General features: G+C 35.3%; 19 protein-coding genes and 3 pseudogenes. 8 read left to right on the top strand and 14 right to left on the bottom strand.

Features of this window, described 5'->3' with window-relative positions; all coding sequences use genetic code 11:
* Positions 1–79: 79 nt before the first annotated feature.
* From APS80_RS03070 to lysA, 3 genes and pseudogenes are all read left to right on the top strand, one after another.
* A pseudogene (locus tag APS80_RS03070) lies at positions 80–1236 on the top strand (M20 metallopeptidase family protein).
* Positions 1233–2306, top strand: a complete 1074-nt coding sequence (alr, locus tag APS80_RS03065; RefSeq protein WP_059106819.1) for an alanine racemase — start codon at positions 1233–1235, stop codon at positions 2304–2306. The pseudogene APS80_RS03070 and the gene alr overlap by 4 nt, the downstream one beginning before the upstream one ends.
* 3 nt (positions 2307–2309) lie before the next feature.
* A complete protein-coding gene (lysA, locus tag APS80_RS03060; RefSeq protein WP_059106818.1) occupies positions 2310–3575 on the top strand; it encodes a diaminopimelate decarboxylase in 1266 nt (421 codons plus the stop codon).
* 301 nt (positions 3576–3876) lie between these two features.
* Here the strand turns inward: lysA and cspA are convergent, their stop codons facing one another.
* Together cspA and msaA are read right to left on the bottom strand one after the other, a co-directional pair.
* Entirely contained in the window at positions 3877–4077 is a 201-nt protein-coding gene (gene cspA / locus APS80_RS03055; RefSeq protein WP_001831260.1) for a cold shock protein CspA, read from the bottom strand.
* 182 nt (positions 4078–4259) lie between these two features.
* The gene (gene msaA, locus APS80_RS03050) at positions 4260–4568 is read right to left on the bottom strand and encodes a regulatory protein MsaA (RefSeq protein ID WP_059106817.1); all 309 of its coding nucleotides are present in this window, start codon (positions 4566–4568) and stop codon (positions 4260–4262) included.
* A 469-nt stretch (positions 4569–5037) separates the two neighbouring features.
* Between msaA and APS80_RS03045 the strand changes: the two genes are divergently transcribed.
* The 3 genes from APS80_RS03045 to APS80_RS03035 all read left to right on the top strand — a co-directional run bounded on the left by APS80_RS03045 (position 5038) and on the right by APS80_RS03035 (position 7124).
* Positions 5038–5307, top strand: a complete 270-nt coding sequence (locus APS80_RS03045) for an acylphosphatase (RefSeq protein ID WP_059106816.1) — start codon at positions 5038–5040, stop codon at positions 5305–5307.
* A 13-nt stretch (positions 5308–5320) separates the two neighbouring features.
* Positions 5321–5950: a 5-bromo-4-chloroindolyl phosphate hydrolysis family protein gene (locus APS80_RS03040; RefSeq protein ID WP_059106815.1), complete on the top strand. Its 630-nt coding sequence runs from the start codon at positions 5321–5323 to the stop codon at positions 5948–5950.
* A 97-nt stretch (positions 5951–6047) separates the two neighbouring features.
* Complete coding sequence (locus APS80_RS03035; protein WP_370688038.1) at positions 6048–7124, top strand: toxic anion resistance protein; 1077 nt, start codon at positions 6048–6050, stop codon at positions 7122–7124.
* Positions 7125–7199: 75 nt separating this feature from the next.
* On the opposite strand, the gene brnQ3 is transcribed toward APS80_RS03035, so the two are convergent.
* From brnQ3 to APS80_RS03010, 5 genes are all read right to left on the bottom strand, one after another.
* Positions 7200–8543 carry a branched-chain amino acid-like transporter carrier protein BrnQ3 gene (brnQ3, locus tag APS80_RS03030; RefSeq protein ID WP_059106813.1) on the bottom strand — a complete coding sequence of 448 codons (1344 nt, stop codon included), beginning with the start codon at positions 8541–8543 and terminating at the stop codon, positions 7200–7202.
* A 137-nt stretch (positions 8544–8680) separates the two neighbouring features.
* Positions 8681–10567 carry a vWA domain-containing protein gene (locus tag APS80_RS03025; RefSeq protein WP_059106812.1) on the bottom strand — a complete coding sequence of 629 codons (1887 nt, stop codon included), beginning with the start codon at positions 10565–10567 and terminating at the stop codon, positions 8681–8683.
* 15 nt (positions 10568–10582) lie between these two features.
* Complete coding sequence (locus tag APS80_RS03020; protein WP_059106811.1) at positions 10583–11374, bottom strand: ATP-binding protein; 792 nt, start codon at positions 11372–11374, stop codon at positions 10583–10585.
* Positions 11375–11613: 239 nt separating this feature from the next.
* Positions 11614–11817, bottom strand: a complete 204-nt coding sequence (locus APS80_RS03015; RefSeq protein WP_059106810.1) for a DUF6501 family protein — start codon at positions 11815–11817, stop codon at positions 11614–11616.
* 28 nt (positions 11818–11845) lie between these two features.
* Complete coding sequence (locus tag APS80_RS03010) at positions 11846–12655, bottom strand: VOC family protein (RefSeq protein ID WP_059106809.1); 810 nt, start codon at positions 12653–12655, stop codon at positions 11846–11848.
* Positions 12656–12861: 206 nt separating this feature from the next.
* Here APS80_RS03010 and APS80_RS03005 point away from each other — a divergent pair, with 206 nt between their 5' ends.
* Entirely contained in the window at positions 12862–13056 is a 195-nt protein-coding gene (locus tag APS80_RS03005; RefSeq protein ID WP_370688023.1) for a Mid2-like cell wall stress sensor domain protein, read from the top strand.
* Between the two features lie 27 nt (positions 13057–13083).
* Here the strand turns inward: APS80_RS03005 and lepB are convergent, their stop codons facing one another.
* Positions 13084–13686: a signal peptidase I gene (gene lepB / locus APS80_RS03000; protein ID WP_059106808.1), complete on the bottom strand. Its 603-nt coding sequence runs from the start codon at positions 13684–13686 to the stop codon at positions 13084–13086.
* A gap of 293 nt (positions 13687–13979) precedes the next feature.
* Here lepB and APS80_RS02995 point away from each other — a divergent pair.
* Positions 13980–14909 (top strand): annotated as a pseudogene (locus APS80_RS02995) (ABC transporter substrate-binding protein).
* A 347-nt stretch (positions 14910–15256) separates the two neighbouring features.
* Here the strand turns inward: APS80_RS02995 and APS80_RS02985 are convergent.
* The 6 genes and pseudogenes from APS80_RS02985 to APS80_RS02965 form a co-directional block, all read right to left on the bottom strand.
* Positions 15257–15436 carry a hypothetical protein gene (locus tag APS80_RS02985; RefSeq protein ID WP_059106806.1) on the bottom strand — a complete coding sequence of 60 codons (180 nt, stop codon included), beginning with the start codon at positions 15434–15436 and terminating at the stop codon, positions 15257–15259.
* A 39-nt stretch (positions 15437–15475) separates the two neighbouring features.
* Positions 15476–15646 (bottom strand): hypothetical protein, encoded by a 171-nt coding sequence (locus APS80_RS10705; protein WP_157064345.1) that lies wholly within the window; start codon positions 15644–15646, stop codon positions 15476–15478.
* Between the two features lie 347 nt (positions 15647–15993).
* Positions 15994–17268: a dihydrolipoyllysine-residue succinyltransferase gene (gene sucB, locus APS80_RS02980; protein ID WP_059106805.1), complete on the bottom strand. Its 1275-nt coding sequence runs from the start codon at positions 17266–17268 to the stop codon at positions 15994–15996.
* An 18-nt stretch (positions 17269–17286) separates the two neighbouring features.
* A pseudogene (locus tag APS80_RS02975) lies at positions 17287–20081 on the bottom strand (2-oxoglutarate dehydrogenase E1 component).
* A gap of 329 nt (positions 20082–20410) precedes the next feature.
* Positions 20411–21772, bottom strand: a complete 1362-nt coding sequence (locus APS80_RS02970) for a HAMP domain-containing histidine kinase (protein WP_059106804.1) — start codon at positions 21770–21772, stop codon at positions 20411–20413.
* Complete coding sequence (locus APS80_RS02965; protein ID WP_059106803.1) at positions 21769–22431, bottom strand: response regulator transcription factor; 663 nt, start codon at positions 22429–22431, stop codon at positions 21769–21771. The genes APS80_RS02970 and APS80_RS02965 overlap by 4 nt, the downstream gene beginning before the upstream one ends.
* Positions 22432–22642 lie beyond the last annotated feature (211 nt).

The raw sequence follows: 22642 nt of genomic DNA, 5'->3' as shown, positions 1-22642 counted from the left end.
AATGTATTAACAGAAAAAAGCGAAAGATTTAAGAATGAAAGTACAATGATAGTTATAATTGCCAAAGGATATGATAAAAATGGATGAATTAGAATTTGTCACACAACATAGACGTCATTTGCATGCACATCCAGAATTAAGCTCCCAAGAATATGAAACGACTGAATATGTTGCTCAATTTCTTGAAGATATAGGGATGACCTATACGCGACCATTGGAAACAGGACTCATCACTTATCTCCCTGGACAAAGTGATCGCATGATTGCGTACCGAGCAGATATGGATGCACTCCCTATCTTTGAAGAAAATGATGTGCCCTATCGCAGTCAAAATGACAATGTCATGCATGCTTGCGGACATGACGGTCATACTACAGCACTGATGTTATTCGTACAAAGATGTAAAACACTTGCTGATCAAAACTTATTACCACTCAATATCGTCTTTATATTTCAACCTGCTGAAGAAACAGGTGGCGGTGCGAATCAATTGATACAAGCTGGCGCTTTTGAACAGTATGATATAGAAGCGGTATTTGGTGTGCATGTGATGCCATTTGAAGAGGAAGGTGAAGTGGTTATTCGTGACGAAGAGATTACGGCGAGTGCCACAGAATATCGATTTTATTTAAATGGATTATCAAGTCACGTAGCAGATAAAGAACAAGGTCATTCATGTGGTGAAGCATTACAACATGTATTAACACAAGTAGGTCAAATACAGCAATATCATCTCAATGGTTTAAAACGTAATATCGTGCATATGGGTCGCTTTGAAGCAGGTGAAGCAATTAATACAGTACCTAGTCATGGTTATCTAGAAGGAACGATTCGTACGTATGATCAAGCAGATTTAGAAACTGTGAAAACACAAATGAAAAAATAGCTGATAGCGTGCAGTTGTTATTTAATGTGACATGTGAAGTGGTATTTGCAGAAGGTTATCCACCTACATATAATGCATCTTCCCTTCACCCACAAGTAGAACAAGGTTTAACTCGAGCACACTTTGAAGTGATAGATAAACCTACACCTTATCTCTTTGGTGAAGATTTTAGCTTCTACAGTCAGCTTGCCCCTAGTTATTTTGTATTTGTCGGTACTAAAGATGTTGAAAAAGGATATGTCACTGGACTTCATACTTCCCATTTAAATTTCAACGAACATATGCTCATTAGAATAGCTGATTATTATGAGCAATTATTATTTGTAATGAGCGAGGTGGATCCATCATGACAGCAGTTTGGTCAGTTGATCGTCAAGCGTTTTTAGAGAATGTGAAACGAGTCAAAGGTGATCACTCTATCATTGCAGTCGTAAAAAACAATGCTTATCATTATGGTTTATCCTTTGCAGTTGAACAATTCTTGGAAGCAGGTATCGATACTTTTAGTACGACGTCTTTAAACGAAGCGGTACGCATAAGAGAACTCGCTCCACAAGCCACCATCTTTCTCATGAATGCGAGCTACGACTTTGATACATTGAGAGCTTATGATATTCAGGTTACACTCCCATCACTTGAGTATTATTATGCGCATGTCGAAGATTTAGCGGGCGTTAAAGTGCATTTAGAATATGAAAACTTACTTTATCGTTCAGGTTTTAAAACGTTAGAAGCATTACATGAAGTCCTCGAACATCATCGACATAATACCAACCATGAAAAAATGATCATTACAGGGTTATGGACGCACTTTGGATATGCAGACGAATTCGATGGCCCAGAATATGAAACAGAACGTGCTGCATGGTTACATATCGTTGAAACGTTACTAAATGAACATTACGAATTTGAAATGATACATGCTCAAAATAGTGCGAGTTATTTTAGAGAAAATGAGTTACTCCCCTATCATACTCATGCGAGAATTGGCATTGCTTTATATGGTTCGAGACCTTATCAACAAATCGATAAATCTGAGATATCTCAAGCATTGACAGTAAAAGCGCATGTGATACAAGTTAGAGAAGTTAATCGAGGTGACTATTGTGGTTATAGTTTTGCCTTTGAAGCGAAAAAAGATCATACCCAACTTGCAGTGGTCGATATTGGTTATGGGGACGGCATTTTACGCACACGTGCAGAACATGACGTATTGATTAACGGTCACCGTTATCCTATCCGCGCATTGATGATGAGTCACATGTTTGTAGAAGTCGATGATCAAGTCCATGCACAGGATGACGTTATATTATATAATAATGATATACGTATAGATGAATACACATTCAAAGGTGTGGGAGCAAACTCAGAACAACTGAGTGCAATGAATCACGATTCTCTTATAAAGGAGTATGAATAAGCAATGGTAGTAGAATATAACGATTACGGTGAACTAACAATGGGAGGTACGAGCTTAAAAACAGTAGCTCAAAGCTTTGGTACCCCAACATTTGTATACGATGAAACACAAATTCGTGACCAGATACGCCAATATCATGCAGCTTTTCAAAAAAGCGGATTAAACTATAATATCTCTTATGCGGCGAAAGCGTTTATCTGCCTTCAAATGGTCAAATTAATCCAAGAAGAAGGACTCAAATTAGATGTCGTTTCTGAGGGTGAATTATATACGGCACTTGAAGCGGGATTTGATCCGAAAGATATTCACTTTCACGGTAACAATAAAACGAAACGCGAAATACGCTATGCATTAGAAAACAAAGTCGGTTATATCGTCGTAGATGCATTAGATGAGATTGACTTGATTGAAAAATATGCACATGAACCTGTAGATGTTGTCATTCGATTAAATCCAGGTGTAGAAGCACATACACATGAGTTTATTCAAACGGGACAAGAAGATAGTAAATTTGGATTGTCTATAGAACATGGTTTAGCATTAGAAGCCGTTAAACGCATCAATGAAACTGAACATTTAAATTTAAAAGGCGTGCATTTTCACATTGGTTCACAAATTGAAGGCACAGAAGCCATGATTGAAACAGCTCGCATCGTACTTCAATGGTTAAAAGATGAAAATATTGAAGTGGAACTACTGAATTTAGGTGGTGGCTTTGCGATTAAATACGTTGAAGGAGATGAACGTTTCCCTATTGATTCTGGTATAGAAGCGATTACGGATGCGTTGAAAGACATTGCTGACAAGTTAGATTATCCGTTACCTGAAATCGGTATCGAACCAGGTCGTTCCATTGTTGGCGAAGCAGGGATCACATTATATGAAGTTGGCACAATTAAATCCATCCCTGGTGTGAATAAATATGTCTCTATTGATGGCGGTATGAGTGATCATATTCGTACTGCGTTGTACGATGCGTCTTATGAAGCGCTACTCGTGAATCGAAATGAACCAGCCGATGAGAAAGTAACTGTAGCTGGAAAATTATGTGAATCAGGCGATATTATTATTAAAGACGCAGCATTGCCTTCCACAGTGAAACGTGGCGATTATCTAGCTATTTTATCAACGGGTGCTTATCACTACTCTATGGCTTCTAATTATAACCAAATGCAAAAACCATCAGTCTTCTTCTTGAAAGATGGAAAAGCACGTGAAGTCATAAAACGACAAACATTACGTCAATTGATTATTAATGATACGAAATAAATAATCTATTCGAAGCGAGAACGTCATTGAAGTTCAAATAGAATAAAAATGAAGCGCACTGTTGTGATGACGAAGCTCTTCGTATCAGCTTGTCATGGTTGAGAACAGTGCGCTTTTTTAATGATAAGAAGCGGTTTGAAACAAAGTATATTGTTATGGCATATGGTTGACGATAAGTCTCAAATACAAATCTTTCACTTTATCATGGCATGTGTACTATTTTTAAGGGTATAGACTACAAATAAGCACTTAAAAAAGAGCCCTTCTCAGAGCTCTTTTGAGTCAATTTTTTAATCTATGATTATAGTTTAACTACGTTCGCAGCTTGAGGACCGCGGTCGCCTTCAACTACTTCAAATTCTACTGATTGACCTTCTTCAAGTGATTTGTAACCTTCTTGGTTGATAGCTGAGAAGTGTACGAATACGTCGTTTTCTCCTTCAACTTCGATAAAGCCAAATCCTTTTTCAGCGTTAAACCATTTTACTGTACCTTGTTTCATATCTGTGAAACCTCCAAGACTTAAAATTCTTTCAATATGCGTTATTCGCATACTACAAAAAATAAGGTCTCACAGTTAATTCTGTTACTTTCAATATTTTTTGCAATACCGAATAAAACTATTGCTTAACTATAATTATAAGGGAAATGAAGATAATTTGCAATACAATATCGAAAAAGAAGTTATTCTATTTTTGGTAAATTACAAAAAACTTCATCATTATTTAATACTATAAAACTATAAAATATTTGTAGATCTTCATCGCAATCTTCACAAAATCCTAATTCGCAATTATTATAAAAAGCGTAAATGTTATATTTACCTATTATATGATTATCATATTTTTCCTTAGCGTTTTCGATGATTGTTGTGTATTGTTCCAACATAGTATCATAATCTTCATAATCATAACGTTCTATGATATTGTCAGTCCAGTCACTAAATAACCACCAACCTTCGTAATCGGCTCTAATTTTTGTAACTGTCCACATCGTTGGTTTCATCCTTTCATTATTTCGCATTCCCTCAACATAGATTCAGCTCTAGTTGTCGTTAATAACAAAACACTTAGGGACAAAAACGTGATGTGATTTTTGATTATGATATGGGATCGCTAACAAATAGTATACCCTGTTAATATGTATTTAAAAGCTGACTTCCCTATTTTATTGACTTAATAAACAGCCATTTAACTGCAATGAGAAGTCATATCTCACATTGAATTAATCTCCCAAGATTTGTCATTAACTACATTAATTACATCGATACAGAATTATATGTTAAACATATCGTAGCAATCTGTCGAGTAATTAATGATGAATTAAGTAAAATACTATACTTTCATCACTGCGAAATCAAATTTCTGAACTTATTCCTTTTTACAAATTTGTGCTTGCTATAAGTTAAATAATAGTCTTGTGGTGTGAAATTTCGTATAATATAGAACAAGAGGTGATCCAAGTGGAACGTAAACATATTAAAGTTTTTGGTGTAGTACAAGGCGTAGGATTCCGTTACTACACACAAAGAATAGCGCAATCACATCAAATTGTTGGCACCGTGCAAAACGTCGAAGATTATGTAGAAATTTATGCACAAGGTGAAGCCGATAACTTAGATCATTTTATTTCTGAAGTAACAAACGGAGCATCCCCTGCTTCGAAAGTGGATGATTATGAAATAGAAAATGTTAAAATCGATGAGTCATTGAAACAATTTACTACTATATAAAGGAAGATGAAGTTTGAGATATAATATTTCTCGTATTGTAGGAACGATATTTGCTTTCCCGGTAGCGGTTATTGCATGGCTAGTTAGCTTTTTTGCTTTTGACTTTTACTTTTTAGTAGATTTATTGATTTCTGTCATGAGTTTTGCTGCTATTTATATTCCTACACAACGTGTGATTTCTGGGAAGTACCTGAAAGAGATTGGACTTTCTCGTCGGGATTATATGTTTGTGAATAATCAACTCCAACATGCACAAGATAAAGTGAGACGCATTTTAAAATCATATATAAATATCCGCTCACTGAAAGATTTTAAACAGATCAATGAAATATATCGCATTAGTAGAGCAATCACGAGCACTGTAAAAGAACGCCCAGCAAAATTCTTTACTGTAGAAAGCTTCTTTTACTCTCATATAGATAATGCACTAAATTTAATCGATGCATATACACGTTTAGCTAAAACACCTAAAAAATCTGCTGAAGACAAACAAAAATTAGAACAAACACGCATCACATTAGATGAGGTAAAACGCACGCTTGTTGCTGACTTGAGACAACTTAACGAAGAAGATTATGCGAAGTTAGACATTGAGATGGAAGTGAATAAGTTAGAACAAAAGCGTTATGAAAAAATGCATTAAAGTATAAAGAAATGGAGCGAATATGATGGTTAATGAACACGAAAATACAAGTTCACATCCGTTAGATCAGTATTTAAATGATCAGATGACGAATGATATGCAACCAAATCAATCCAGTGAAATGTCCAACTTTTCTTCTGAAGATCAACAACGTATCGAGACATTAGCTCAACAAATTGAGCCGTTAGATAATGATGGATTACTTAACTATGGTACAGACGCTCAAGCCAACATGTCTCATTTTTCCAATCACATTCTTAACGAAGTAAAAACGACAGATGTAGGACCAGTTGGTGAAACACTGAATGGATTGATGTCTAAATTAAAATCCGTAGATCCAGATGAACTCAATCCAGAAAAACAATCGAAATTAAAACGTTTCTTTAAACGTACAAAAGCATCTGTGAATGAAATTTTTTCAAGAATGCAATCAGTGGGTTCCCAAATTGATCGGATAGCGATTGAATTAGATCGACATAAAGGCAACTTAACTCAAGATGTCTCCCTACTCGATCAATTATATGAACAGAACAAACAATACTTTGATGATCTAAACGTATACATTGCAGCTGCTAAAAAACGGCAACAGCAAATCCAATCTGAAGATTTACCGAAATTAAGAGAAAAAGCAACACAATCGAATAATCAGATGGATGTGCAAGCTGTCGCTGACATGGAACAATTTATCGACCGAATGGATAAACGCATCTATGATTTACAATTATCAAGACAAATCGCAATTCAAACTGCACCGCAAATCCGTATGATTCAAAATGTGAACCAAGCACTAGCTGAAAAAATTCAAAGTTCGATTCTCACTAGTATTCCATTATGGAAAAATCAAATGTCTATCGCACTGACATTGATGAGACAACGTAACGCAGTTTCAGCCCAGAAAGCTGTTTCTGATACAACCAATGATTTATTACTGAAAAATTCAGCATTATTGAAACAAAATGCGCTCGATACTGCGACTGAAAATGAACGCGGTATTGTCGATATTGATACGCTGAAAACAACACAAAATGATATTATTGAAACGATTGAGCAAACGTTACAAATTCAACAAGAAGGACGTAACAAACGTCAGCAAGCTGAACAAGAATTACAACAGCTCGAAGGCGACATGAAACAACAACTGCTAACGATGCGTTCAAACAACAATAATCAATAATAAAAAGAAAGACCTGGTTAAACAGAAGGAAGCAAGTGTGCTTCTCCTCTCGTTTAACTAGGTCATTTTTATGCGTCATTCTTTTTCGTAAACAATGACTTCTTGCTTACTCGTAAAGTAAGATACGATATAACCGATGATCGTTGCAATCACAGAAATTGGGAACCATTCTAAAGAATATTCATGGAAAGGTAGCGATTCTATGAAATTGAGCGTAATCCAACCTTCTGTGTGAGCCACACTTAAAATAGATATAATCGTAACGATGATGACTGGAATACGTTGCGCAATCGGTTTAGTTGGAATGTAACGAGCGAGTAGTATGAGTAATACGACCGTAATTGCAATCGGATAAACTATACTTAATACCGGTACTGACAATTGAATTGCTGCATTTAAACCGAGGTTTGCGAGCAAGAAACTCACTGCTGTAAACAGAATCACATATAGCTTATATGATATTTTAGGGAAAATACTGTTAAAGTATTGTGAAACTGCTACGATTAAGCCACATGCTGTAGTTAAACATGCGAGTGCAACAATGATACCTAATAGGTATATGCCTAATTCACCAAAACCAACTGACGCCATCGTTGTTAATAAGTAAGTCCCTATATTTTGATCGTTTGCCGTTAATTCTGCTAATTTATCTTGAGAAATCGTCATATGGTTGCCAATAAATCCAAGTGATACATAAATGAAAATTAGCGCAACAGCTGCAATTGCCCCTGCAGACACTGTTTGCTTAAATATTTGGTCTGCATGTTTCACTCCTGTTGCTTTCACTGCATTTACGACAATCATTGAAAACGCAATCGCTGCAATGGCATCCATTGTTAAATAACCACTTGTAAAGCCTTGAGAAAAGCCAGCTGCATTAGACGTAAAGGCTTCTGCACTATCACTTTGTGATGATCCTCCAAAGTCTACAAATCCTTTGATAATCATTGCGAGAATCGTGATGATCAATAACGGAGTGAGTATTGAACCAATGCGGTCCACAATTTTATTTGGATTAATACATAAGAACAGTACGACTAAGAAATATAAAACAGAAAAAATGAACAGTGCTAAATTACTATTCGTATGTACAATCGGAGTGACCGTCATCTCAAATGAAGTCGATGCGGTTCTTGGAATCGCGAACAACGGTCCAATCGTCAAATAGATAACGATCAAAAATATCATTGAAAACGTCGGTGATATTTTATTGAATGCTCCAATGTAACCCTGCTTGTCTAATGCGCCTACAATAACGCCTAACAACGGCAACCCAATACCAGTTAATACAAAGGCAAAAATCGTAGGCCAAAAATAATGTCCGCTGTCTAAACCTAAGTTAGGTGGAAATATTAAATTACCTGCCCCAAAAAACATTGCAAAAAGTGTAAATCCTATAATCCAAGTGTTTTTATTCATCTATTATCTCCTTTATATGTGTCTTTTTAATGAATTAAGAATAATAGACAATATTTTAACACTAAAAAGAATAAAAAGCTATATATTTATCAGAATATTTTAAGTAAACAGCAAATTATACTTTAGTATGCTAAAATTTAGAATGATTTCAGCAACAATTTCTTAAGTAATGGTGACAGATGACTTGGTAAATGTTCAACACCTTCGACAAAAATAGCGTAAGAACCATAAATATTGTGAATTGTTTCTTCGATATCTTCAGTGATAGGTTCTTGACTTAAAAAGACATTAAATACTTCTATATTGAGTTTGCGTGCCATTTCCACAGCTTCATACGTGTCGAGAATACCATCTTGACTATAGTTATAAGCTGAAGGTTCACCATCAGAAAAGACGATTAAAAAGCGTTGGGAATGTGGACGTTTGTTTAATCGATCTGAGGCAATACGAATAGCGACACCGTCCCTATTATCGTCTTGAGGTTCTAATGACATGATACGTGCATCATTTTGATCTAACGTAGAACGATGATAGTTAATAATTTCATCTATAATATTGGGTTGTTTGTTATCGTCAGCTTCAAAAGCATCTTCGTTAAATGCTAAAATTTCATGTTTTACATTTAATGCTTTCAACGTTTCGTGGAATAGTACGACACCCTTGATTGTTTCTTCCATTTTATCGTCCATGCTTGCTGATGCATCGATTAATAAAGTAAACGTCGCATCAAATGAACGACTTGCATCTTCTTTTTTATAGAATAATTTATATTGATCATCAATGAACCAATTTAGAAGATTTTTTTGTAAGCGACCTTTCGTTAAATTATGGCGTTCATCTTGACGTTCACGTTCAATTGTTTTTTGAATGATTTTGATTAAATCTTTTGTCTCTATTTCAACTTGTTGTTTTACTTCGCGATAAGCTTGAATATTTTCTGGATTGATATCAGGTACATTCCATTGAATTTCTACATTTTTATTAATTCCTTTTAATTGGAAAGCTTCATGGAGACCTGTATTGTCCCCACCTTCACGATCTAACGTATCGTTAGTTCCTTTACCTTTTTTCGCTTGCATTTCTGTCATGTCGTCGGAACTATCGCCTTCTCTAGCTGTGTCATTATCAGAGAGCACATCACTATTCGTGCCTTCATTGAGTTCCATTTCAAGGTACGCGCCACCTTGGGATTTACTGTCTTCTGTTTTAGATTCGATCTCTTCATTTGCGATATCTTCGGTATTCTCTTCGTTTTCTTCATCGACTTGACTCGCATCTGTGCGTTTGATGTCGGAAAGTGAAAGTTGTTCGATCGCTTCATATACTTTTCTTGGAATATGATAATATTCGTTTAACATATCCTCTTTTAATAAGTCATCAATTTGATACATGATGCGTTGAGCCAAATACATATTGTCTTCAGACGTTTCATTATAGAAAAAGTTAGGCAGATATTGATACATTTGAATCAATATATCATCTACTTGAGGATGAATTTCAGGTACGTCAAAGAAGTTCTCAGTTAAGAATGAATATTCTAGTGATAAAAATAGCAAGTCCGTGAATGTCGTTTTGGTTCTATAGACATTGATTTGAGTTTTAGTATAATTTAACCGAACTTGATTGCGCGTTTCAATTGCGGATTGCGTACTTGGACGATGCTTCACAATCGCATTGAGAACACGTCGATCTTCTAACATTTTAAACAGCTGTTGATAAAAACTAGGATGCGCAAATTCATCTTCATCTAATACTTCATTGACGATAGCTTCATCCATTAAATGATACCCATAAGCAGCTAATAGCACGTCTGTCTTAAGACCTGTACGTTCAATTTCTTCAGGACGATGCGACCAGAAACTGCTCGTGCTCACCATATTATGCACTGGATCGTAATATGGGAATTTTTGAATTTTAACTTGTGTTTGTTCATTCTTTAATAATAAACGAGCTAAATTTTGAAGCATCATCACTTGTCTTGCATTGAGTTGTTCGTCATTAAATTTGATGTAGCGATCGCTCATCGTATTTGCTCCTTACTAAAAATTTAATTCGACTGCATTTAAAATCGCTTGTTGTTCACGTTCGTCTTCTAATTTATCAATAATTGTACGTTTGATGGCGCGTTCGATTGGCATAATTGTAGCGAGGTCACTTAAATCAATGAGCGCACGGATACTTGAAGCCTCTTCAGCGATTTGTCCTTGTTTAGACATCGTTCTCAAATCTTCGTTAAATTTGATGATACTTTCAATCATTGTATCGTCTTGTAATTGACTTTGTTCTTTAATCACACGTTTTAAAATATCTCCATCGATATAGTCAACTTCAATCACGACAAAGCGGTTTTTTAACGCTTCGTTCATAGGAAGTGTACCGATATACCCTTCATTAATTGCAGCGATGACATTAAAGCCAGATGCAGCGTGTACAACTTCTCCAGTAAATGGATTAGTGAGTTGTCTACGGTAGTCAAGCACACCATTTAGAATCGGCAATGTTTCAGGTTTAGCCATATTAATTTCGTCGATATAGAGAATATGACCTTCTTTCATTGCTTTGATGACTGGGCCATCGATAAATACAATTTCTTGTTCACCATCATCATTGGTTTTGATCGTTTTATAACCAAGTAAACTTTCTGCATCTAAATCAACTGAACAGTTCACTTGATGCATCGGTAAGTCAACTGTTTGACTTAAAGTCTCTGCTAGTTTGGTTTTACCAGAACCTGTTGGCCCTTTTAATAAAATATTTTTGTTTAAAGTCATTAGTGATTTGGCATCATTAAATACGGTTTCGTCTGTATTGATATATTGTCCTTGTACCATGAAAATACTCCTTTTATAGTGTGTTGTTTCGTGTCACAGCAATGAGCTACAGCATGTTTTTTATCATCATTAACAAAGTTAAAGAAGCACTAAAGAATGAAACGGTGATATAGAGTGTACAATTACCCCCTTTATCACTAAAAAGTACGACGCACATGCCCCTTTTCTTCATACTAGTACTTCTATTAATTGCTAAGATCTATAGCTTATTCATTTAATTATGTGTAGTCATGTTGAAGTTAAACTTCTTTAAAATATGTTTTGTAATAACCACCGACAAGACCAGAATTATCAATGATTTGATAATATTCTTCTGTTTCATTGACAACGTCATATTGTTTCCCTACTGTGAGCATATCAGAAACTGTAAATTTAGCCGCATCTGTATGTACGACTTCTACTTTCTTGATGGGTGTTTTTGTTTTCCAAGTTTCGTGTAACATATATAAATATCCTTTCTTCTATGTAAGATTATGATTGTTCTGAAGTTAAGATAAATGAAATACCACTATTTTCATTGATTCTAACGGATTGACTATCATCTTGTTTCAGTTGTTGATATGGCATCCCAATCGTTTCGAGTTGTTCTAAGGCGTTTTGATATTGTTTTACATCATCTGTCGCAAACTCTACTTGTTCCACTAAGCCATGTTCAGGCACTTGAATCGTTTCGTCCGCATTATAGAGATGTAATTCGCCTCCTAAGCCACCGTCTCCAATTTTGAACACTTGGATGTTGTCAGTGACTTTAGATGAGGGAGAATATTGAGCGAAGTGCTCTAATCCGAGTACCTGTGATAGTACCGAAATGGTCAGTACAAGTTGGTTTACTTTTAAAATGACAGGTCCTAATCCTTGAATCTGATGTAGTGGATGTACAGGACTATCAAATGACGGTGTACCAAGAGGTGTACCTGTATTTTGTTCATTAGAATAGATATCAAAACGTTGACCATTGTGATCTTTAAATGAAAAATGTTTATTTCCATTTAGTTCAGTGATATCACTATATGTAATGTCATTTTGTTTTAAAATCGTTTGGTACTCATTTAAGCTTTCATCCGTAGGCACGCGTAATCCGATACTATCGATATGAACCACGCTACTATCGTAGTTAGGGATTTCCATAAAATGGAGTCGAGTTCCAGAAGCCAGATTCGTATCTCCAAAGCGTACGCCTTCCCCTTTATCTTGATAGTTTAAACCGAGAATATCATGAAACAATTTTTTTGTTTCATTCATATCATTTGTACCTATCGTGACACTTCTAAGCCCATTCATTTACAACACCTCTATCTCTCATTTGGTCCATTATAACGTATTTTTATCAAATTTTGTATGCGTAGCTGTCTCATAAATGAACCTTAACAAATTATTCAAATTCATTATTGTTCATGAGGAACGAACTATACTAAAATTATAATTGAATAGGTTAGGTTGGAAAATGCATTCAATCAGATAGATTGAGTTTTTAAAGGAGGCTGTGAATGATGTTAGGATTTTGGATAATCTTTGCACTTACAGTATTAGTTGCAGTTTATACTGGTATCGTATTCTTTACTAATTTATGGAATAAAGATAAAGACAAGAAATCTGCAACAAGTGATAAAAATAATTTATACGGCATTATTTTTGTCGTATTTGTTATTGTAGCGTTAATTGAATTATTTTATGTGAGATAACGATTTGCGAACCATAAAAGCAAAAGTTTATACCATTGAAGCCATAAAAAATCCTGGTAGCATTACGCTTCCAGGATTAAATTTAATCGTAAAGTCACTCAGAGGCCAGTAACGTAAGACAACCTTACCAACCATTTGTTCATCGGAAACCAACCCGACTTCTGGATTTCTACTATCTTTACTATTTTGTCTGTTATCTCCGAGCACTAAATACTTATCTTCAGGTATCTTCAGATTTCCGTTGGCGCCTTTGGTGTCACTGACTTTAAAGTCCTCAGTTAATTGAGTTATCGCTTTTTCTTTATTCTCTTTTAAATAAGGTTCTTTCACTTCGTTACCATTGACGTATAATTGATCAGAACGATAACGTACTTCATCGCCAGGTTTACCGATCAAACGTTTGATGTAATCCTTTTTTTCATTTGCATGGAAAATGATGACATCGCCGCGATCGAAATGATCAAGCGACTTAGAAATTTTACTAATGATAACACGATCATTATCTTCAAATGTAGGATACATTGATTCCCCATGTACCGTGTAGTTCGAAATTAAGAAACGATTGATTAATAAAATGATAATTAAAGTAACAGCAACAGTGATAATAAGCTGTATCGTATCTTTCTTCAAAACAGCACCTCCAATTTACAAAGTTATTATATCAAACTTTTTAATTTTAATGGTGATTGTCACTAAAAGATGATTTTATGAGCTTTTTTGACTTCCCTAGTAAACTAAATGATATTTTTTATTTATTTATAAACGGATAGTTAAATGTGACTAATTGGTTTTAAAACAGTTTCATTCTTAAAGGATAGAATAATACTTTTTATTTTGAATCGTAAAAGACAATTTCTAAAATTTAATTGATAACGATTATCAATTAGTGTATAATAACTTCAAATAACAAAGGGGTGTTTCAATTGAAAAAATGGATTATTATTATTTTAACGATATGTTTAACGATCGTTTTAACAGCTTGTGGCAGTTCGAAAGAATCAAACTCAAAGCAGACATCAAGTAAGAAAATGACAACGTATCAAGTGGGTGGAAAGTCTTATAAAGTACCTAAACATCCACAGCGTGTAGCGGTACTTCAAGCTTTTTACGTTGGGAACTTCATAAAATTAGGAATTAAACCAGTTGCGGTAGCTGATTTTACTGCTGATTCTAGCATTATCAAGTCACATATCAAAGATGTACCATTGATTGGAGAAGATGATGTAGAAAAAGTAGCCGATGCAAAACCTGATTTAATCGTTGTGGATGCAATGGATAAAAACATCAAAAAATATGAAAAAATCGCGCCTACTGTTCCATATGAGTACAATGATTATACTCATAAAGAAATTATGAAAGAAATTGGAAAGTTAACCAATAAAGAAGATCAAGCCAATGAATGGTTAAAAGATTGGGACGCAAAAACAAAACAAGATCAAAAAGAAATAAAACAAGCGGTGGGAACAAAAGCGACTGCATCTATTTTTGAAGTAGAAGAAAAAGGATTAACCATTTTCGCTTCGAACTGGGGACGTGGAACAGATATCGTGAATGATGCTTTTGGTATGGAACAGCCTGCCGCGTATAAAGAGAAATTAAATGAAAAAAATGAAGGTTACGCCCCTATTTCAACAGAAAATATGAATCGCTATGCAGGTGATTAAATATTTTTAAGTAAACCAAGCTATGGTAATACAGAGTTTGAAAAAAGCAATCTTTGGAATGAACTACCTGCAGTTAAGCAAGATAAAGTCATCGAGTACAAAGCGGAAGATTACTGGTTTACCGATCCGCTCACATTAGAAAAAATACGTGAATACTTGAAACAACAAATTTTAGAGAAAGCTAAGTAAAATACGATATGTTAATATACTAAGAAATAGTAGAACCCACGCTCCTTAGTCGAAGCGTGGGTTAAAGTTATTCATCTATATTTTTTCTTTTCTTCAATTTTTCTTTTCCGAGTAAGAAATAACTAATAGCTACATGTAAGACTGTTACAATGAGCACATATATTAATTTAGACAGGAAACCATCAGGTGGAGGTACAAAATAAAACGCTGTACTTAAAAACAAAATATAAATGAGTCCAAATCTAAGCGAATTCATGAATGTCATAATGAACCATTCCTTTTATTTTGTGTAATTGATCGCCTTTTTTATTCGTTTCTCTCGTAAAGTGTGTTGTCCATGTCTCTGTCTACTTTTGTGTTCTTCCCTTTTTTTTAATATTGTTATTTACAATTTTTATAAGTTTTTCTATGTTTTGCTCTATTTCTTCTTCAGTAAGGTTATTATCGCTTTCGTACATCTCACCATCTAATCTCCATTTATCTTGTAATGTTAAAGGTTTACGTCTACGCTTTTCATTTTCTTTCATTGTTTGCCCTCCTTGATGATAATTCTGATATTCTTGTATTCATTTTTTAGTGTCATTTTTCTTGTCGGGTATTCTACTCATAAATTCCTTAATAACTTGCTCATTTTCTTCTGGTGTACGATTGTTATTTTTTGCTATTATCTGATTATCTATTTCCCACTTTTCAAGCAATGTTAAAGGTTTGCGTCTACGTTTTTCATTTTCTCTCATTGTTTGTCCTCCTAGATGACCCATATTTTTTAGTGTAGCTTTTCATAATTTATTTAACGCTTCTTCACTTAATGTTGATTAATTATTTATATAAGTGCTTTTGCGTCCCGCTTACTCGAAATCAATAAAAGCAAGTTTTTGACCTAAGTTCATTTTACAGAATATTCGATTAATTACATTTAAATTAAAATACTTTTCGATTTGAACTGCATATCCACTATCTTTTACTGAAAATCCTGAAATGTTATCTTCTCACTATCAATATTCTTCAAATAATATAAAGTGATAAAAATACAACGACTGAAAAAGCCGTTGTATTCTTATTTCTATCTATGTTTTGTGTTTAATTAAGATTCCAACAATAGATCTTCAGGGTTCTCTATTAAATCTTTAATTGTTTTCAAGAATCCTACTGCTTCTTTACCATCAATGATGCGGTGATCGTAACTTAATGCGATATACATCATTGGACGGTTTTCAATTGTATCTTGATCGATAGCAACAGGACGTGTCATGATAGAGTGCATTCCAAGAATTGCTGCTTGGCTGCCATTAATAATTGGTGTAGACATCATAGAGCCAAAGATACCACCGTTCGTAATCGTAAATGAACCATTTAGCATATCATCGAGTGATAGTTTCTTCTCTCTAGCTTTTACTGCAAGTTCAGCAATATTTGCTTCAATTTCCGCGAATGTTTTCTTATCACAATCTCTGACAAAAGGTACGAGTAATCCATCATCAGTAGATACTGCAACTCCAATATCATAGTATTGTTTCGTAACCATTTCATCGCCATCAATTTCTGCGTTCACTTCAGGATATTTTTTCAGTGCCGCAACCGCAGCTTTGGTAAAGAATGACATAAAGCCGAGTTTCGTTCCATCATGATCTTTCATAAACTGCTCTTTCTTACGCTTACGTAATTCCATCACATTTGTCATATCTACTTCGTTAAATGTCGTCAGCATAGCAGTTTGATTAGATACTTCTAACAGTTTATTCGCAGCTGTTTTTTTGCGGCGTGACATTTTTTCTCTAATGACTGGTTTATTAATCGTTTTAGATTCAGCTTTTTTCGATTTTTCTTCTGTTTGAGTTGATGAAGATTGTGTTTCTTGTTGCTGAGCTTTCGGTGATTGTACATCTTCTCTTCTCAAAATATCATTTTCTTTTGGTACGAGGTCAATCAAACGAATACCTTTTTCACGTGCACGTTTTCTCGCAGATGGTGTCGCTTTAATTCTTTCTGAAGGTGAAGCTGATTCTTCCTCAGAAACATCAGTTGATGATGACTTATCGTTTGATTTAGCTGGTTCTTTAGTAGTCTGAGATGATTTTGAATCATTTTGTTGATCTGTGTTTTCTTGACTTCTTGATTCACCGCTACCTTCTCCAACGATGGCGATGGTTTGGCCTACTTCTACGGTATCGCCTTCTTTAAATAATTGCTCTTGTAAGACGCCAGCTTCTTCTGAAACTACTTCGACATTGACTTTGTCGGTTTCTAATTCTAAGATAGCTTCCCCTTTGTCGACACTATCTCCCACTTGCTTTAACCATTCAGCAATGGTGCCTTCTGTAATTGATTCTGCTAATTCCGGAACTGTTACCTCTGGCATATAAAATTTCCCCCTATGTTAATTTAAACTTTGATTTAAAATAATATTTTGTACAAGTTTGTGAATTTCTCCATCACCTTCAGCTGGTGCAGCACGGTGGATTCTACCGTGATAACTTAAATCATATTGATCTTGAGTCAGATGTTTCAGATATGGATAAACAAATGACCATGCCCCTTGGTTTTTAGGTTCTTCTTGTACCCAAGCAATTTGTTTTAATTGCGGTAATGTTTCAATAATCGCTTTAATTTCATCTATTGGGAATGGATACAATCTTTCTACTGCAATGAGCAGAATAGACGGGTCAGGTTCTTTTGCTAATCGCTCTTTAAGATCAATAAACATTTTGCCAGAAGCAAGGATGACTTTAGTGACCTTCTCTTTGTCGTGGGGCTCAGCTAATATGGCTTCAAAAGTACCCTCAGTAAACTTATCGATAGGGTCAGCCACTGTTTTATTTCTCAGTAAACTTTTCGGAGACATCACTACAAGTGGTCTCATAGCATCTGTGTTGAGACTCGCTGCTTGTGCACGTAATAAATGGAAATAATTACTTGAACTAGATAAATTGACGATTGTCATATTATTTTCAGCAGCAAGTTGTAAAAATCGTTCTAAACGCGCAGATGAATGTTCAGGGCCTTGGCCTTCAAATGAGTGTGGTAAGAGCAACGTTAGACCAGATTGTTCGCCCCATTTTGCACTTGCACTCACTAAGAAGTTATCAAACATCATCTGAGACATATTGGCAAAGTCTCCGTATTGTGCTTCCCATAGCGTTAAACAAGATTTATTTTCAATATTATATCCGTATTCAAAGCCAACGACGGCAGCTTCTGATAACGGTGAATTATGGACATCAAATGTTGCTTTTTGATGTGGTACGTGCGTGAGTGGTATATATTCCGCTCCGGTTTCACTGTCATGTAATACCGCGTGACGATGACTGAATGTACCGCGCTCAGAATCTTGACCAGTTAAACGGACAGGCGTCCCATCTTGCATAATCGTCGCAAAAGCGAGTTGTTCGGCTTGTGCCCAGTCGACTAAGCCCTCTTCTTTTTCGAACGGTTCACGTCGTTTTTCTAATACTTTATTTAATTTTTTAAATACAGTAAAGTCATCTGGATAACTTAACATCGCATCGTTAATTTCTTTCAGATGTTCTACAGTGAATGTGCGTTGATCCCCTTTTAATGGTTCTGAAATACTATCAGGTAATTTCATATCCGGATTGTTCATTTTCACACTTTTATCGATGCGATCATGGGCTTGTCTCATTGATTTTTGTAGATCTTCTAACACTTGGTTCATATCTGATTCAGTTAAAATGTTTTCCTCAATCAATTTGTGACCGTAGTGTAATTCGACCGTTTGATGTTTTCGAATATTTTGGTATGGCAATGGATTTGTGATTGAAGGTTCATCCATCTCATTATGTCCATAACGACGGTATCCTACGAGGTCGATAACCACATCTTTATGGAATGCTTTTCTAAATTCCATCGCAATATCAATCGCTTCTATTGTCGCTTCGACATCATCGGCATTGACGTGCATAATCGGTACATCATAACCTTTGGCAACGTCGGTTGAATAAGTGGTAGATCTACCGTCTTCTGGTTCAGTCGTAAATCCAATACGGTTGTTCGTAATGATGTGCAACGTGCCCCCTGTTGAGAAACCATTTAAATTACCTAGGTTCATCGTTTCAAAATTAATTCCTTCACCTGGATACGCTGCATCACCATGAATGAGAATCGGCATTGACTTACTGAATGACGTTTGTGGTTGTCCAGCTTCGTTTGTCGTATCTTGATTTGCGCGTGTCTTACCAAGTACGACTGGTGCTACTATTTCTAAGTGACTCGGATTATTCGCAAGAGAAATACGTTGTTCAATACCGTATGAGGATGTTGTTTTAATACCGCCTAAATGATATTTCACGTCTCCCGTCCATCCTGAAGTGAGTAATAAGCTACCATCTTCTGGTAAGAACTTCATAGGATCAGTATGCATAAACTCTGAAATCATCATTTCATAAGGCTTTTCAAGCACGTGTGTGAGCACGTTTAATCGACCGCGGTGCGCCATACCTATTTGAATATTCTGAATATATCTTCAGCCGCCAGTTTGATCGCATGTTGTAACATTGGAACGAGCGTATCAACACCTTCGATTGAAAATCGTTTTGCCCCAACGAAGTTTTTATGCAGATATTTTTCAAATCCCTCTACTTTGGCTAGGATTTTAAATAACGTTAATTTTGCTTCTTTATCTAATTGCATTTGATTCGGTCTTTCTATGCGGCGTTTAAGCCAGGTACGTTCTTTATTATTGTTAATATGTGTGTATTCAAAAGCAATTGGCCCCTTATAACGCTGCTCCATACGTTCAATTGCTTCGAGCGCGTTGTCATATATTTCTGAAAAATGATCAGAAATAATACGTGCAGGAATGCGTTCGATCACTTCTCTATCTAAATCGAAATCTTCAATTGTTAATCTTGGCACATGTTCACGTTCAGGACGATTGACCGGATAAATATCAGCTAAAAGATGCCCGTACTGTCGGATATTATCGACTAATCTCACTAATCGCTTGATTGTGCTACTGTATTCCTGTTCGGAAAAATGAGTGTTCGTTTGAGTTTCTGTGTGCGTCCCATCATTTTTAATCGTACTGAAAAGGATTTGTAAATCATCAGGAACGCTGGTTGGATCTTCTAAATACGTGTCGTACAGATCTAAGATGTAACCGAGATTTGTACAAAAATTGACAGGTGCTTCGGAAACCTGTTTTTTGTCGCTCATGTTTTACCCTCCACAAAATAGTTAAAACGCTTACAAGTAAATAATAGCATTAAACGTCTGGAAATTAAAGTGCAAAAATAGGATTATGCAGGGGTTTTTTAAGCGATTTAAGATATTTATTTGTGAAAATTTTAGCATACATACATTGCTCGAACTGAATTAAATGTCACAGTATTGTCACGAAATCATCCAAAAGCGAAACTACATCATCACTATAATCAAAAAAGACTTCACCCTGTTTTTGGATGAAGTCTAAAACCGTTCTTACATATTTTATTTTATTTTCTATTAAAAGAGATCGTAGTTTAACACTAAGTGAATGATTCATTTTATTGAGCAAAAATAATTTTGAATGTCGTGTACTCGCCTACTTCACTCTCAACTGAAATAGAACCGTTATTATGTTCGATGATTTTTTGCGCGATGGACAATCCGAGTCCATTACCTCCGAGTTTACGTGAACGTGATTTATCTACCCGGTAAAAGCGGTCAAAGATAAAGTCTATATCCTCTTTAGGAATACCGACACCGTGGTCCGTGATTTCTATAGAGATTTGATTGTTTTTTAATCGCGTTTCAATATGAATATGTTTTTCGATTTGGTCGTATTTCATCGCGTTATCGATAAAAATAACAAGTATTTGTTCAAATTGATGTTGGTTCATGCGTAATTTGAGTGGTTTGTGTGACGGCTTGAACTCAAATGTATAATCCGTGTGAAGATGTTCTAACGCTTTAATTCTTGATTCTATTTCTGCATTCACATCTACATTGACTTGTTCATTGGTTTGAATTTGATTGTTTTCTTTCGTTAACATTAAGAGTTCTTCAACCAAACTAGTAATCCGGGTCATCTCTTCAAGTGACGTATTTAGTGATTCTTCTAGCACTGCTGGATCTTTTTTACCCCAACGCTGAATCAGATTTAAATGACCCTGAATAATTTGAAGTGGTGTACGTAATTCATGAGAAGCATCTTCGACAAACTGTCGTTGCTGATTAAATGATTCTTCGAGTTGCTCCATCATTTCATTGAACGTATCAATCAAATCGTCCGTCTCGAAATAGTTTGTATTTAGTTCTAATTTTTCCTGGAAACCGTTTCGTCTGATTTGCGTCATTTTATTAGACATCGTAATTAAAGGTTTAGTGATTTGTGATGAGAAAATATAGCTGACACAAGCAGTGATTAACGTTGCGACAATACCGAAAATCAAGGCACAAATATAAAGTGAATTCACGAGTCGATTATAGACTTCGAGAGAGTGTATGATCACTGTGTATCCGTGAAAGTATTCATCGTCTATGCGTGTAGTTACGATGAGATAGTCGATACTCCCATCGGACATGACTGAAATGTGTTTATTGTCAATGTCAGCTAGCGATGGAGAAAATTCGACTGTATTGTCATTGGATGACTCGGTCAATTTTTTACCATCTTGATTGTATAATACAACTTTTTGGAAGTTACCGAGTGATGCGTTTAAATCTAAACTGGTAATCGTTTCGATTGGCTCTCGATGGAGTAAGTTATTAATATCGCTTGCACTTCGTTTCGCTTCTTGCACTTCATTGTATCTCAATGCACTGCTTAAGAATAAAATAATAATTAAGGTAAAGATGAAAATAGTTGAAAAAGTGATGGTCGTTGTGATGGCCATCCATTTCGTTCTTAACTTACGCTGTTTCATTTTCTGAGCACGTATCCTACACCACGGACGGTTTCGATATATTTATCTTTGTTGAATGGTTTTAATTTATTTCTCAAATAACGAATATACACATCGACAACATTCGTTTCAACTTCACTATCATATCCCCATACATCATCTAATATTTGTTCACGTTGTAAGACGCGATTTCGGTTCGTTGCAAGTAAGTAAAGCAAGTCATATTCTTTTTTAGTCAGGTCTAATTTTTGACCATCTACCGTAACGATAAATGCATCTATATCAATCACTAAGCCATCCATATCTATAAAGTTTTTCTGAGGTTGTCTTCTGAGCATGGCACGTATACGAGCCAACAACTCTTCGATATCAAATGGTTTCACGATGTAGTCATCTGCCCCGTAATCCAACCCAGTGACTTTATCATAGGTGTCACCTTTAGCTGTAATGATAATGATGGGTGTTGATTTCTCTTGGCGGATGCGACGACATACTTCTAGACCGTTCAGTTTAGGCAGCATTAAATCGAGTAAAATCAGATCATATTCTGTGTCGAGTGCACGATTTAAGCCAGTTTCGCCATCATATTCTATATCTACATGGTAATTTTTATGATTCAGTTCTAATTCAATAAAACGAGCGAGATTCTGCTCATCTTCGACAATTAATATATTGATCATCGATTGCACCTCTATATTTTTAATTAGTTGCATGTTCACTCTTCATTATAAATAATCTCAAATAAATGTATAGCAAAAAAAGTGAAAAGAAAGTTGCAGGATTTAATTGACAATAATTCTCAGTCATGTATAATGTAGTTGGAAATGATTATCAATACCAAGTAAGATCTTCCCCCCCACACTTATATGTTCTTATTGGATTGATCATTTT

Origin of the sequence: Staphylococcus auricularis (assembly GCF_001500315.1) — a bacterium.
GTDB classification, from domain to species: domain Bacteria; phylum Bacillota; class Bacilli; order Staphylococcales; family Staphylococcaceae; genus Staphylococcus; species Staphylococcus auricularis.
The sequence above is the reverse complement of the archived record's forward strand: the minus strand, read 5'-3'. Positions and strand labels throughout refer to the sequence as shown.